This is a genomic window from Lacimicrobium sp. SS2-24 (genome assembly GCF_002201535.1).
GTDB lineage: Bacteria > Pseudomonadota > Gammaproteobacteria > Enterobacterales > Alteromonadaceae > Lacimicrobium.
This window is the reverse complement of the sequence record NZ_NIWW01000002.1, coordinates 265302-280268: the sequence shown is the minus strand read 5'-3', so window position 1 is coordinate 280268 and position 14967 is coordinate 265302. Positions and strand designations below refer to the sequence as shown.

The 14967-nt window shown below is 51.4% G+C and carries 14 protein-coding genes and 1 tRNA gene; 7 read left to right on the top strand and 8 right to left on the bottom strand.

Annotation, left to right across the window (positions count from 1 at the left end):
- Positions 1-13 precede the first annotated feature (13 nt).
- Entirely contained in the window at positions 14-439 is a 426-nt protein-coding gene (locus CCY32_RS05075) for a DUF3293 domain-containing protein (RefSeq protein ID WP_168171426.1), read from the top strand.
- Here the strand turns inward: CCY32_RS05075 and glgA are convergent.
- From glgA to CCY32_RS05045, 6 genes are all read right to left on the bottom strand, one after another.
- The gene (gene glgA / locus CCY32_RS05070) at positions 425-1861 is read right to left on the bottom strand and encodes a glycogen synthase GlgA (protein WP_088329506.1); all 1437 of its coding nucleotides are present in this window, start codon (positions 1859-1861) and stop codon (positions 425-427) included. The two genes, CCY32_RS05075 and glgA, sit on opposite strands and share 15 nt — an antisense overlap.
- A complete protein-coding gene (gene glgC, locus CCY32_RS05065; protein ID WP_088329505.1) occupies positions 1858-3087 on the bottom strand; it encodes a glucose-1-phosphate adenylyltransferase in 1230 nt (409 codons plus the stop codon). The genes glgA and glgC overlap by 4 nt, the downstream gene beginning before the upstream one ends.
- A 258-nt stretch (positions 3088-3345) precedes the next feature.
- Entirely contained in the window at positions 3346-3582 is a 237-nt protein-coding gene (locus CCY32_RS05060) for a hypothetical protein (protein WP_088329504.1), read from the bottom strand.
- A 267-nt stretch (positions 3583-3849) separates the two neighbouring features.
- Entirely contained in the window at positions 3850-4860 is a 1011-nt protein-coding gene (locus tag CCY32_RS05055; protein WP_088329503.1) for a class I SAM-dependent methyltransferase, read from the bottom strand.
- The gene (gene trmB, locus CCY32_RS05050; RefSeq protein ID WP_088329502.1) at positions 4860-5570 is read right to left on the bottom strand and encodes a tRNA (guanosine(46)-N7)-methyltransferase TrmB; all 711 of its coding nucleotides are present in this window, start codon (positions 5568-5570) and stop codon (positions 4860-4862) included. Before trmB ends, CCY32_RS05055 begins: the two co-directional genes overlap by 1 nt.
- Positions 5571-5649: 79 nt before the next feature.
- A complete protein-coding gene (locus CCY32_RS05045) occupies positions 5650-6363 on the bottom strand; it encodes an alpha/beta hydrolase (protein ID WP_088329501.1) in 714 nt (237 codons plus the stop codon).
- Positions 6364-6437: 74 nt separating this feature from the next.
- Between CCY32_RS05045 and mutY the strand changes: the two genes are divergently transcribed.
- From mutY to CCY32_RS05015, 6 genes are all read left to right on the top strand, one after another.
- Positions 6438-7496, top strand: a complete 1059-nt coding sequence (gene mutY / locus CCY32_RS05040; RefSeq protein WP_246840533.1) for an A/G-specific adenine glycosylase — start codon at positions 6438-6440, stop codon at positions 7494-7496.
- 10 nt (positions 7497-7506) lie between these two features.
- Entirely contained in the window at positions 7507-7782 is a 276-nt protein-coding gene (locus tag CCY32_RS05035) for an oxidative damage protection protein (RefSeq protein ID WP_088329499.1), read from the top strand.
- A 169-nt stretch (positions 7783-7951) separates the two neighbouring features.
- Positions 7952-8027: transfer RNA gene (locus tag CCY32_RS05030), tRNA-Phe, on the top strand.
- A 246-nt stretch (positions 8028-8273) separates the two neighbouring features.
- Entirely contained in the window at positions 8274-8744 is a 471-nt protein-coding gene (locus tag CCY32_RS05025) for an Lrp/AsnC family transcriptional regulator (RefSeq protein WP_088329498.1), read from the top strand.
- A gap of 132 nt (positions 8745-8876) precedes the next feature.
- Positions 8877-10442 carry an aminotransferase class V-fold PLP-dependent enzyme gene (locus tag CCY32_RS05020; protein ID WP_088329497.1) on the top strand — a complete coding sequence of 522 codons (1566 nt, stop codon included), beginning with the start codon at positions 8877-8879 and terminating at the stop codon, positions 10440-10442.
- 91 nt (positions 10443-10533) lie between these two features.
- A complete protein-coding gene (locus CCY32_RS05015) occupies positions 10534-11415 on the top strand; it encodes a discoidin domain-containing protein (protein WP_088329496.1) in 882 nt (293 codons plus the stop codon).
- Positions 11416-11580: 165 nt separating this feature from the next.
- On the opposite strand, the gene CCY32_RS05010 is transcribed toward CCY32_RS05015, so the two are convergent.
- Positions 11581-13917 carry a TonB-dependent receptor gene (locus tag CCY32_RS05010; protein ID WP_088329495.1) on the bottom strand — a complete coding sequence of 779 codons (2337 nt, stop codon included), beginning with the start codon at positions 13915-13917 and terminating at the stop codon, positions 11581-11583.
- Between the two features lie 142 nt (positions 13918-14059).
- Positions 14060-14764 (bottom strand): SOS response-associated peptidase family protein, encoded by a 705-nt coding sequence (locus CCY32_RS05005; RefSeq protein WP_088329494.1) that lies wholly within the window; start codon positions 14762-14764, stop codon positions 14060-14062.
- Positions 14765-14967: the final 203 nt, after the last annotated feature.

Sequence of the window (14967 nt, the reverse complement as noted above, 5' to 3'; positions counted from 1 at the left end):
TTTTCTGCATTCTATGAGCCAATATTCACACACTGACAAGCTCGAAGACCTTTGGCAGGCCTACGCCGATACCGTATTCCTTGTTGATTCGCCGCTGCCTGACTGGCCACAGGCCGCCATTATCACTGCCTGTAATCCACCGGGCGAAATCATGACCGCGACAGAGAACCATCGTCTGCACAACCAGTTGGTGCATCACCTCGCTGGGCGCAACCTGATGTTTTCTGAAATTACTGGGGCAAGTCCGGATCACGCCCATCAGGAACGCAGCCTGCTGATTCGATGCTCGAAAAAACAGGCGAACGCGTTGTCTGAAAAGGTGTCACAAAATGCCTTCTTCTGGATTGAGCAGGGCACCTTATACCTTTGCCCTTGTCTGCTAAGACAGGTTACAGAACGTCGGCTCGGCAATTTTTCTGCAAGACTAATCCATCGGTAAACAATGCTGATAGAGTGCCTGATAATTGAGTGCAGCATCGTACCAGGTGAAACGATGGCGCATGGCGCGTTGTTGCATAGCACTGAATTGCTGTGGATATTCATGGTAAAACAACAGCGCCCGGCGCACACAATTGAGTAATGCGGAGCTGTCCGGGGCCTCAAACATAAAGCCCGTAGCCTGCTCAGGCAGCATCTGCAGATCCAATACTGTATCCCTTAACCCCCCCACAGCCCGCACAATAGGAATAGTGCCATAGGCCAGACTGTACATCTGATTAAGGCCGCAGGGCTCAAAGAGTGAAGGCATCAGAAAAAAGTCACTGCCGGCTTCCAGCAAATGGGCAATACGGGTACTGAAGTCATTTCTGAACACCAGTTTGTCAGGATGCTGAGATGCATTGAACTCCAGTACATCACTGATCACCGGGTCACCGGTACCTATCACCAATAACTGCACATTGTGTTGTAATAACTGGCTCAGAACCGGTAACAGATAGCCGAAACCTTTTTGCTCAGTCAGCCGGCACAGCATACCAATAAGTGGCACGTTGTCCTTTTCGGGTAACCCCACTTCTTTCTGCAGCGCGGTTTTGCATGCGGCTTTGCCCTTGAGAGACTCAGAATTGTAATTTTTCGGTAGCAACGTGTCGGTGGCAGGATCCCACTGCTGATAATCGCACCCATTGAGGATGCCACTGACATCATTGGCTCGCAGTTGAAAGTCCTGATACAGATTATGAGAGCCCAATGGGGTGAGCAATTCGCGGCCATAATTGGGACTGACCGCATTAATTTTATCGGCATAGCGCAATCCCATACGTAAATAATTGAGATTGCCCTGACTGTCTATTTGCGATGCCAGTTCTGCAAAAGGCCTGACATAGGGTATATCTGCGAAGCGGTGGATACCCTGATACGCCCCATTGTGGATAGTCAGTAACGTGCGGGTCTGGCTAAAAAAGCCACTATCGTCCTGTTTAACAAAAAACGGACACAGGGCGGTATGCCAGTCATTACAATGAATCACATCCGGCTGAAAATTTATGGCTTTAGCAGTCTGTAGCGCAGCGGCCGAGAAAAAGGCGAAACGCTCAGCATTGTCACCGAAGGCCTCGTAACCGTCTGAATATAATCCTTTGCGATGAAAATATTCCGGGTAGTCGATGCAGTAAACGGGCACAGACTCGAGCTCCAGCCGCTTGATGTTAAACGGGTACTCGTGATCTCCTGAGACCAGTTTCTGAGTCTCTGTGAGGTTATCCAGGGCGAATTTTTCTGCCAGTTGTCGATAATAAGGTTTCACTATCCTGACATCGTGGCCCAAAGCGCGCAGCGCTATCGGCAAAGACTTGGCCACATCAGCAAGACCGCCGGTCTTTGCCAAATCTTCCACCTCGGAAACCACAAACAGTATTTTCATTCAAAGCCAACCTTCATGTCTCTGGGGATCACCACTATCCCCTGATTCGTCACCGTTAATCCACGGGCTTTATCCTGCTCAGGGTTTACACCCAGTTCAGTCCCGGGAGCAATACTTACACCCTTATCGGTAATCACCCGATTGAGAAAACAACCGGATCCGATATCAGACTTACCGAGGATAACGCATTCATTGAGTCGAGAGCCAGCACCAAGATGCGTATTGAACCCCAATACCGAGCGTTCAACCCTGGCGCCAACAACGCGACTGCCGGAGGAGATGATAGAGTTGAGAATGGTCGAATGATTGCCTTGCTTATCGGCCAGTATGCGTGCGGGAGGAACGGGCGGATGATAACTGCGCAGCGGCCATTTCTCGTTATTCAGTTCAAAGGCCGGGGTACAGGCCAGCAAATCCATGTGTGCCTGCCAGTATGAGTCCAGGGTGCCCACATCCCGCCAGTAGTGATGATTGGGCTCCTCACCGGGGATCTTATTCTGCGTGAAGTCATAAACATAGACGGCTTTGTCGCGAAACAACCGGGGAATGATGTCGCGGCCAAAGTCATGGCTGGAAAGCTTATCCTCAGCGTCGTTACGCAGGGCTTTGAACAACACCTGTGTATTGAAAACATAATTTCCCATAGACACCAGCGCCATACTGGGGTCATCGGGAAGGGGTTTGGGTGTGGCCGGTTTTTCCTCAAAGCCAATCATTCTGTAGTCGTCATCCACTTCGATGACGCCGAAGCGACTCGCCTGCTCAATCGGTACCCGGGTTGCACAGACGGTCAGGGCCGCATCCCGCTTCTCGTGATAGCGGATCACCTGCCTGACTTCCATTTTATAGATATGATCGCTACCAAAAATACACACATTGTCGGGGGCATGGATCTCGATCAGCTTGATATTCTGGTAAATGGCATCGGCAGTCCCCTCATACCAGCGGGCCCCCATGCGCATCTGCGCTGGAATGGCATCGATAAAATTGCCAGTCAGCCCCGACAGATACCAGGCCTGACGCAGATGAATGTTGAGCGACTGAGATTTGAACTGGGTTAACAGATAAATCTTCAGCAGATCCGAATTCACAAAATTATTCAGCACAAAGTCCACCAGTCTGAGTCCACCAGCAAAAGGCACGGCAGGCTTAGTGCGAGATTGTGTCAAAGGAAACAGGCGAGTGCCGGCGCCACCGGCAAGGATCATGGCGAGGGTTCGTGACATGGGTTCTCCTGATACGATTACAATCATCAAAAGGTTGCATCCGGCGCCAAGCGACAGGCTGCAATGATCTTATTTGTCGGATCCGTCGGATCCCGGGTATCAGCGAGAAGTATAGTCAACCGGCTCAGTGACGATGGTTCAGCATGCTGATCCGGATCAATGAATCGGCGATTCAACACAAAGGCGAAAGGCCTCAGATGACGACAGATAGCGCTCTGTTTGCTGCAAAAACTTCGCTCAGCGCATCGGAAAATCCTCTCAGGCGGTATGGGCCAGATATCGTCCTTTTAACCAGGCAATTTGCTGTTGCTGATGATTCAGTTGCTCGATTAATCTATCTCGCTCTGATTCGTGCTGATACCTGAATTCCGGCTCTTCCGCGATCAGCTCATTACAAAGCTGAATGCCGGCCAATATGGTGCGAATGCGTTCTTTAATGGCTGAAAGCTTCTCCGTATGACCATATTTTGGACAAAGGGGGGTCACATTTGACATGAGCGTTTCTCCTGTGGCGCAAGGTATACCGGGAAATTAAAAAAACTACCGACAAAAAAGCAGTAACAAAATTAATGCCAGAATCTGACCGCTAACGATAACTAACTGAATTAATTATATTTCATAGCCTAAAAGGCACGAATGACAGCAATATGAACGGCCCGTGACAAATGGATGAATGCGTCGTTGCGAAGCAACCAAGCACCGTCACAGTGCAAGCATTGCGAGAGAGTCTTGCCGGCCCCGAACCGGGCCGGCAAGAGTGGTTCAGCGAGCCAGATAGAGACGGAATTTAGTGGACTGAGCGAGTACCTTTACGGATTTAAAGACCTGTTGCAATACCGGCTGGTAAGGAATAAAACTGTTCGCCACCAGTTGCAATGTTGCGCCCGGTTGCAAATATCCCGAAAGCTGTCGGATAAAGCCCAGCGTAACCTCGTAGTCGGTATGTAAACCAGTATGAAAAGGTGGGTTGGTGTACGCGGCGGCAAACTTTCCACTGATTTCACTGAGGCCGTCTGACGGAATGATGTGGACATCAATGCCATTGGATTCTGCCGTGCGCTGAGCACAACATAGCGCCAGCGCACTGACATCGGTCATCACAACCTCTGCGTGTGGATTTTCCAGTGCCACATAGCAACCAATGACACCCGCACCGCAACCAAAATCGAGCACCCGGCCATCCGGAACAGGATGAAGGTTTTCCAGCAGCATTCGAGTTGCCGGATCCAGGCTGCCACTGCTGAACACACCCGGCAAAAATGACACCGGGTAGCAACGCTGGCCCACTTCGATGTTACGTTGTTTGAACCAGTCTTCAACGCAAAAGGGGGCGGGCACTTTGTCTGGCTGCATGCCATACAGTGCGCAATGGCGGGCAGAATCCAGCTTTACACAGTGTTCTGCGTAAGGCGAAAACAATTTAGGCGCGCTTTTCACACCACCTTTATTGTCACCGGCAAGCAAAAGTTGGCCTCCCGGAACCAGGCAATGTACCAGATTGGCGATCAGCATCTGTGCCTGCTCTTTAGCTTTGGGCATCATGATAACAATGCCGTCGAAACGCGCCTCAAGGGGGTAACTGACACCGAAGTGGTGTTTATCGGCGCCGCTTACAGCAGCGCTCTGCTGGTAGATATCGAAATACTGGTGGAAGCCGCTGACATCAGCCTCCAGCTGTGAGAAAACCTGGGCATCCTGAGGGTTCACCAACAGCCAGCGCCCACGAAAACGGGCCTGATTGCGCATGAGTAACTGACTTACCGGACTCAACATCAGGACACCCGCTCAAACATCAAATCCCACACACCATGGCCAAGACGCTGCCCCCGTTGTTCAAACTTGGTCAACGGCCGGAAGGCGGGCCTTTCAACATAGTCATTTGTGTCTGAGAGATTCTTAAAACCCTCAGCGGCAGACATCACTTCGAGCATATGCTCAGCATAGTTTTCCCAGTCCGTCGCCATATGCCAGACGCCACCTTGGGCCAATTTGCGGCGCACCAGTTGGGCAAAGTCTGGTTGGACAATACGACGCTTATGATGACGTTTCTTATGCCAGGGGTCAGGGAAGTAAAGTTGCAGACGGGCAAGGCCGTTATCGGCAATGCATTTTTCCAGCACTTCAACGGCATCTGCCTCGTAAACACGTAAGTTAGTTAGCTCAGCCGCCTCGGCATCCATCAGACAGGCGCCGATTCCGGGGCGGTGCACTTCGATACCAATAAAATCTTTATCACGCTCGGCGGCGGCCATCTCTACCAGAGACTTGCCCATACCAAAGCCAATTTCCAGTACCACCGGAGCACTGCGACCGAACACCTCGTTCATATCCAGCAAACCTTGTTGCAACGTTAGCCCCATGGCTTCCCAGTTATTGTCAATGGCGCGGGCCTGCCCCTGCGTCAAACGGCCTTCACGCTTAACAAAACTGCGGATTTTGCGGATATATACGCCTGTTTTTGCATCAGCCTGCTGTTCGCTCATGTTCTGTAGCACTCTTTGGTCTGGGTGAGGGTTTAAAAACGCGCGTAGTATACGCCAGTCGCCTGCGCAAAGACACCTGTCAGCTTACTGGGCTGTGAACCTCGGCCCAGTAATCACTGCAGGCCTGTGCCAACCCTTGTGGATTTTCCAGTGCAAGCATGTGACCACAATCCGGCAAAGAGGTATATCGGCTTTGAGGTATCTGTTTATGCATCTTCTGTAGCTGGGACGTCGGCGCGATCTGATCGGCATCACCACCAATCAGATGAATCTGCAGACCACTGTCAGCCAATGGCGTGGTCAGGTCCTGGCGATGGGAGGTACATTGCAGATGATATTTCAACACACTGGGCCCCAGATCTTTTTCCATTTCCTGCACGCTTTGCATCGCCTCAGCCGCATGGGAGCCCTGCATGTTGACCATCTGCGCCAGTCGCTTAGAGGACATGACGCCGCCCTGTCCTTTTTCCAGTACCCGCAAATACTGCTGTCGCTGTTGTTGCTCTGCATCGCTGAGACCTGCACTGCAATATCCCATCAATGTCAGCGAGCGCACCTGCTCAGGATGAGCCAGTGCAAACCGACTGGCAATGAACCCACCCATGGAAAAGCCTACCAGGTGTACGGAATCCACGCCGACGGCATGAGCAGTGAGGCCATCCATCTGCTCCAGCGTTTCGGCCCACTGCAGGGGCACATAACGTCTATCATGCAAGTCTAATTTTTGCCACAAGGGCACAAAGGCGCGCTCATCACATTGTGTGCCGGGAAGAAAGACAACGGTCTGCTGCATCTGACTGGTACCTGTATTGGTTGAAGTAGTATCATACCTGTTCAATCTGCAGTATTCAGGATTCAATCCCTTTTGTGACAGACTTTTCCGACAAAATTCTACGCTGGTTCGATGAGCATGGTCGTAAGAACTTACCCTGGCAGCTAAACAAGACTGCTTATTCTGTTTGGATATCGGAGATCATGCTGCAGCAAACCCAGGTCAGTACGGTGATCCCCTATTACCTGCGGTTTATGCAGCGCTTCAGCAACATCAATCAACTTGCCGATGCACCTCAGGATGAGGTGTTACATCATTGGACCGGGCTGGGCTATTATGCCCGCGCCAGAAATCTGCATAAAGCCGCACAGATTATGCGGGACCAATACCAGGGGCAGTTTCCTGAACAATTCGAACAGGTGGTGGCGCTGCCTGGCATTGGTCGCTCTACTGCCGGGGCCATTCTGTCGCTGGCGCTGAACCAGCACCATGCCATTCTGGACGGCAACGTCAAACGGGTACTGAGTCGCTATAGGGCGATTGCGGGCTGGCCCGGTGAAAAGGCGGTCGAGAAAACGCTCTGGCATCTGGCACAGACGCTTACCCCTGAGAAAAGGGTGGCGGATTATAATCAGGCCATGATGGATCTCGGCGCCAGCCTGTGTAGCCGCACTCAGCCCGACTGCGCGGCCTGTCCGGTGGAAGACGATTGTCAGGCGCGATATCAGAATCAACAACAGGCCTACCCTGGTAAAAAACCGCGCAAGACACTGCCCGAAAAACACACGGTCATGCTGCTTCCTCGCTGGCAGCAACAGATTCTATTGTATAAACGGCCACCGAGCGGTTTATGGGGAGGGTTATGGGGCCTTTACGAAGTGCAGCACCCACAGCAGGTAAAACACAAGGCTGAGTCTCTGGGGCTGGGCGACTACCAGATTCAAGAACTGACGCCCTTCCGCCATACTTTCAGCCATTTCCATTTGCATATACAACCGCTGTTACTGGAGCTGGAGGCGTCCCCCAACATCAATGCAGTACAGGAAAACTCACAGCTTTGGTATGACCTGGACCAACCGGCGAACGTCGGACTGGCCGCGCCAACCAGCAAACTTTTTAGTACACTGACCCTGTCACCTGAATCACACGACTAGGAATCCAATCATGAGCCGTACCGTATTTTGCCAATACCTGAACCAGGAAGCCGAAGGACTCGACTTTCAGCTCTACCCCGGTGAGCTGGGGAAACGTATCTTCGACAATATCTCTAAACAAGCCTGGACCGAATGGCAGAAGAAACAAACCATGCTGATCAACGAGAAAAAACTCAATATGATGGATGCCGAACATCGCGCCATGCTGGAAAAGGAAATGCAGGCTTTTCTGTTTGAAGGCAAAGATGTCAAGATCGACGGCTATGTGCCACCGCAAAAAGACTAGCCGTTAAGTACCTGCCAACGACCGGTTTCAGTTTTTTTACCCGGTTTTTGGTTATTCCTTGTGCAAAGAAACCGTCAGGCTAAAAAAGAGGTTGACTTGCGCGGTGCAAATCCGTTTAATACGCACCCACAGCGAAACAGGCCGTGAAGGCAGTCACGCTAAAAAATTCGCCCAGATAGCTCAGTCGGTAGAGCAGTGGATTGAAAATCCTCGTGTCGGTGGTTCGATTCCGCCTCTGGGCACCATCTTTAAAAGAAAAGGCCTCTTCGAAAGAAGGGGCCTTTTCTTTTTGGGGCTTAGAGGCGGATGAGAACCACCGCCTGGTTCGACAAAAATGCCGGGAGCATTTTTGGATGCCCGGAGGGCGGGCCACTGGTTCCTGACCATTCTGTCCGCTGCCCGCCATGTTTTCAGACTTACCAACATACTTGACCATAGGCCAATAAAAGGTATTTTCTAAGTTACGCTCATTTATAAGAAGAAAGTACTCAATGGATGGTTTCGACAGAAAAATATTATTCGAATTACAGCGGGATTGCTCACTGTCTCTGGCGGAGCTTTCTGAACGGGTTGGCCTGAGTCAGACTCCCTGCTGGCGACGTATACAAAATCTGGAAAAACAGGGAGTGATACGCAAAAGGGTGGCCTTACTCAATACCGAAGCTGTCAACCTGGGCCTGACCGTTTTCGTTAACCTGAAGACCAATCAGCATAACCCTGAGTGGCTGGAATCTGTTGCCGATTTCGCCGAGCAGGCACCGGAGATCACTGAGTTTTATCGTATGAGCGGGGAGACCGACTACCTTCTCAAAGTACTGGTTCCCGATATGAAAGCCTATGACGCCTTTTATAAACGCTTGATCAGTCAGGCTGGTTTTTCCGATGTCAGCTCCAGCTTTGCCATGGAGCAGATGAAATACTCCACTGAAGTGCCGCTAGATTATATTGAGCGGAAGAGTTAGCAATATTTTTTATCATTTAAACCTTATGAAGAATATTGTTCCAATAAACCTCATTTAATGAGTGATTGAGTAAACAATTTCTAGTCCATCAGCGGCACAATACCTGACATCATTCAACGAACAGCCGTGCTAATGAGTCAGTTACACCAACATTTTCTACCCTTCAGAGAGCAGATTATCGGTCAGACATTACACTACCCTCTGGCGGGTAACACCATGCCTATCCTCTACGCTGACTGGACTGCCAGCGGCCGCCTGTATGCACCCATAGAGCGCTATCTTACCCACCACATCGGACCCTTTGTGGCAAATACTCATACCCAGACCAACCTGACCGGCTCCACCATGACACAGTTGTATCATGAGGCGCAGCAGCGGATTAAACAGCATGTAAATGCCGGTGACGATGACGTGCTGATCTGCGCAGGGTCGGGCATGACCACGGTCATCAATAAGCTACAACGTATGATGGGATTGCGTGTAGGCGAAGGTGTCCGGCCCCCCTTGCCGGAGGAGCAAAAGCCCGTTGTTTTTGTCAGCCACATGGAACACCATTCCAATCAAACCACCTGGAATACCTGTGATGTGACGGTGGAAGTCATTCAACGAGGCGCAGATGGCAAGCCCAGTGAAACCCATCTGGCATCCTTACTGCGGCACTATCGAAACCGCCCCATGAAAATTGGCTCTTTTACCGCTTGCAGTAATGTCACCGGCATAAAAACGGACTATCACAATCTGGCCAAAATCATGCATCGCCATAATGGCATCTGTCTGGTGGACTTTGCCTGTTCGGCGCCCTATGTGGATATTAATATGCATCCGGACGACCCCGATGCACGTCTGGACGGCGTTTTTTTTTCGCCACACAAGTTCCTGGGTGGACCGGGCAGCAGCGGAGTATTGGTCTTTAATAAAGCGCTATATACCAGAACCCTGCCCGATCAGCCTGGTGGCGGCACCGTGAGCTGGACCAATCCCTGGGGCCAACAGGGATTCTTTCGTGATATCGAAGTGCGTGAAGATGGAGGCACCCCCGGCTTTTTGCAGGTGATTAAAGTGGCGCTGGCCATCGCGCTCAAAGACGCGATGGGCACCGACAAGATGCAACAGCGTGAAGCCCAGCTGACCCGTATCCTGATGCGCGGCCTGGCGGCAATTCCTGGAGTACACCTGCTGGAGGAGTCCATTACCGACAGATTGTGTGTTGTTTCTTTTTATGTACCGGGTCTGCACTACAACCTGATCGTCAGGCTACTGAATGACAAATTTGGTATCCAGGTGCGCGGAGGATGCAGTTGCGCCGGCACATACGGGCATCTTCTTCTGGATGTTGATAAACAACAATCGGCTGCCATTACGAATAAGATTGACCGTGGTGATCTCAGCGACAAGCCTGGCTGGGTCAGGGTTTCCCTGCACCCTGTCAATAGCGATGAAGAAGCCCGTTTTATCGTCAACGCGGTGGCTCAGGTAGTAGAAAATGCGACCACCTGGATAAAAGACTATGAATTCGATCATCAGCAAGGCGATTACGTGGCAAAGCTGTCAACCCGTATTCCCTCTCTGTCGTCCTTCGCTGTGTTGCCACACACCTCGACGCAAACCTCGTCGGCACAGCCTTTAAGCGATTCCAGAGATGGCACCCCATGGTTCAGGCGACTGATGAAAACACTGACGGATAAGAGCCTTTCCTGAGTGCCAATTTTTTGTCTTCTTTTTCAGGCACATAACTTGCTTTTTCTGAATATTCGGAGCAGGTAGTAGATTCGATATAAGGCTGAAAAAGATGAAGAAAAAGGCAATACCACTGGCATTGCTGATGCCCTTAGTGGGGACAAATGCGCAGGAATCCATGCAGGAATACGCCGGCAATGTGACTGACCTGATGATCACGAAAAGTGGCAGCGTGCTGGTCGGCGTAAAACAGACTGACGACAACAACCTGCTTTGCGAAGAAAGTGACTGGCCACTGGCTTTTGACGCAGGTAGTGGTGTTGGACAACACTGGCTCGACTTTCTGATGCTGGCACGCAACACCAACCAGAAGATCCGTATCGGCTATATGCCTGCAGAGTCCACTCGCTGTGACGTCGAATATGTGGCCGCAACAGCAGCTGACGGATACGGCGATGGCAGCGACCCCATAGGTGGAGAAGGGGACAACCTGATTGAAACCGGAGTCTATGGGAACGTTGCATTAATTGACAGCAACGGGCTTTCCGCAGCGAGTTTCAGTGCCAGCGGCCATTATCGTGACGATGTGCCCGCCGCGGCGTTTGACGGCTATACCTGGGATAATAAAGTCAATGAAGATGCGGGGCAGAAAATCAATCGCGGCCTGTGGTTGTTTCGCATAGAAGAAGATACAGAGGCCTGGATACAGGTGGATTTTGGCCACAAGGTCAGCATTTCGGGCATGCGCCTGACCCTGAATGAAAAAGCCTCTCAGCTTGGTCGCGGACCACGGGATGTGGTGGTACAGGCCTCCAATGACGGCAACAATTTTGTCGATCATGAGTCCTTTCGCCTGGCCAACATTGCCGATCAAACCGGCAGCTTCAATTCCGCTATCGAGGCCAGATATATACGCCTGCAGATCCTTAACAATTTCGGCGATGCAAACTACATCGAAATTGATGAACTCGAGCTGTATCAGAAACAGAACTGACTCAATGCCCCGGCCTTCTTAAATACTAATATTTGGCCGGGGTATGAACGTGTTTCTGCTGCCACCATAACCGGGCATGCCACAACGTGGCAAAACGCTCATGTGCGACGGGTATCAGTACCCTTCTCATGTTGGGTTGTAGCATCCGATGAAACCAGCAGAAAGTTAGAATTGTGCGCGAACATAGACTTGCCAGTGGCGATCGGCTAAACGGGGTACCTGATAACGAAATCCATCGCCACTATAGGTGCTCACATAAGGCTCATCCAGGGCATTTTTAAGTGCCACGCCAAGGCGATATTTGCCCTGTTGCCAGCCCATACTCCCATGAAGATTCAACACTCGCTGGTGAGGCAACAAGGCGGCTGCAGAAAACTCACCTCGGGTGTCTGGTAAATCTGAATACTGCTGGTCGGTAAAGTGGTACCAGGCAGACAGTTGCATCTCAGCACCTGCCCAATTCTGCAAGTAGGTGGTTCCGATACTGTATTTCAGATCGGGGGAAAAGGGCACATCCGCGCCGGCCCGACTCGTACATTGCTGGCCTGTTGGGCAATTGAAGTGATCAATTTGCGCATTGATGCGGGCCAGACTGGCCTCAACTCGCCAGTTTGCGTTGGGCTGCCAACTGACATCCAGCTCTAAACCTCTGGTGGACACATCACCCGCATTGGTCAGGCGGGTAATGGCGACGCCGCCACTGATATCCGCATTATTGGCCTGAAAATTTTCAAAGCGGGTGTAAAACAGTGTTGCGTTGACGGACCACTGCGCCAATGTTCTGCGATAGCCAAATTCAAACGCATCGGAGGTTTCCGCATCAATGAGCTGAGTATCCTGCTCCGTCATATTAAAAAACACGTTATACCCTGGGCCCTTAAAGCCCTGTGTCCAACTCAGATAGGCGCGACTCTGCTCATTAGGCAAGAATTGCATGCCCAGGCGCGCAGACAGATTATATTTATCGCTGCGCCCATTGTACGCAGTGTCTTCATCTGAGGGGCGTATGCCAATGCCAACTCTGCCGTACGTATCATTGCTCCTGCGCTGATGGTGATAAGTCACTCTGTCTTTCGAATAGCGCAGTCCGTAAAAGCCTCGCCATTGTTCTGAAAAGTCATATTCGCCGGCACTAAACAGCGCGGCATTATCAAGTTGCGTGGTCATATCCGCCGTTGCGCTGACAATGTCATTAGCCAGGCATGTCAGCTGTGGATACTGCTCTAACACCTGATCATTCTGGCCACTGTTATTCTGGCAACTGGAAAAACGGGTAAACTCGCGCTCTGACGTCATATGCCATAAAAAGAGCCCAAGCTGATAACGAAAATCCTGCTGCTCCTGCGTTTGAATCCTCAGCTCCTGAGAGCTCTGCTTCCATTGCTGTGGTCCGATATCATGCAACTGAAAAGGCACGCTGAACAGCGGTGCAGCAGCGGTGCCTCCTGTGGAGGTATAGTCACCCTCGCGGTATTCTGTATTATCCCACAGCCGATGCCCCGTAATGGAAACCAGCTGGTAATCCCCGACGTCTGTTGACAATTCCAGGCCAACGCCCCGCGCACGATCCAGGGTTCGGGTCGCGAAATCATGATCCACCAGCCGCTGGTGCAAGTCGATGTCGGCTTTGCCACTGACGATCCCCTGACTGTCCGGGGCTGCATCAGAATCTGGCTGTCGGCCGGCCGGTAAGCCTTCCACGTCGGCACAACAACGATCATCGGCCTTATAGTAATCCAGGGTAAGTTTGGCGCTGGTGTCTTCGGTCAACGCGTATTTGAGTTTTGCTCTGACCCCTTTGCGATTGTATCCGTTTATCTGTTGCTGACTGAACAGGTTGTACACATTGCCATCGTAGCCGGAACGCAATACTGCGAGGCTGGCTGACAGTTTCTCCGTCACCGGACCCGACATTTTCAACACGGCGCGATACTCGTCATCATCCGTAAAATAGACATCACTGCTGGCCTGGAACTGTTGTGCCGGGTCCCGGGTGATGATGTGCACTAATCCTGCGGAGGCATTTTTGCCAAATAAGGTTCCCTGCGGCCCTCGCATCACTTCAATACGCTCAATATCATAGAGATCACGAAACACCTGTCCGGAGCGCCCCATAACCACACCATCAATCAAGGTAGAAACGCTGGGCTCTGCCGCCACACTGAAGGACACGGTGCCAATACCCCGAATACTTAACATGGAATTGCGGGTGGTATTGCCTTTTCGGAAACTGACCGACGACAAACGTTGCTGTGCGGTCTCAATATCAAACAGCCCTAACCGCTCTAATTCCGAACCACGTATTACCGACACCGCAACCGGTACATCCAGCAGCTTCTGCGGGCGTTTTTGCGTGGTCACTTCAATGTCCAGTAACTCTTCAAAGGACAGGCTGAACACATCATCTGATTCTGAACCGGCAGCCGACCATGACAGAAGTATCGCAACCAGGCAGCAGAATGACGCCAGGAAGGAGCTTAGTGAAGATGAAATTTTATTCATTTATCAGACCGTTACATACTGCCAGGGCCATGAGGGTACTTTATAAACTAGAGCCAGCAAGGCTTTTTTGCAACCCTGTTACCGGCTCAATGTCTATTGGCAAACATCCGCGAAAGTGTGACGCAATCGTCACTTTTACGGCTCAATCAGAATCTGCCTCTATCACAAACGGCGATGCTAGCGGCTGATAAGAGGCCGGCTTGTCAATCGGGGTGGCAATCAGTTTTTGGGGTAAATGAGGTCTGAGCAAGTCCTCAAACACCTGTGTGGTGGTCACCTCTTCATACAGCCACATCGACAGGGTGTCATCATGCTGAGGCAATATCATCGGCATCGATTTACCATGGATAGCGGCGAGCCTGGGGTGCGGCGGCAATGTAATCACCGAGCAGGACAGCACCCGCTGACCGCTGCCATGGTGAACCCACTCCCTGCACAGTCCGCCCAGCGCCAGTGCGTGACCAGGTTCGGCTTCCAGATCATGATAATGCAGCGGTTTTCCGTTGCAGTATTCCGTTTCCCCAAATCCTTTTACCGGAATAATACAGCGGCTATGGCGGTAAGCGTGAAAGCCTGCACTGCGGGTGACATTGAGCTTGTCATAACGGGTATTGAAGCTGGTGAAACGTGAGGGTTTGAAGCCTTCCTGCGTCGGCTCCAGAAGTAGCCACCACAGTGCATTTTGCATACAGCGCACACCCTCTCGCTGACGCACTACAGAAACGGGCTGAGCCGCGCGAATAAAGCGGCTGAACACCTGGCCATGTTCGGGCCATAGGGCGATACCAAGTTGATCACATAACGCCCTGACGCCGGGATCATCAATGACATTCAGTCTGCCGCACATGGGTTCACGCAATTTAAAAAAACGTATGCCCTAGGCTATCACTGGTTTTAACGCGAATCACGCCAAGCCGCACCACCGCGACTCTGCTACCAGACAAACCCGCGCCGTTTTATTCATCCTGCATACCTCTGACGATAAAAAATTTCCAGCCAGCCAGGGCCGTGTATAAAAATTAAGCAGTGCCTTCCGATACAATAAGAGGA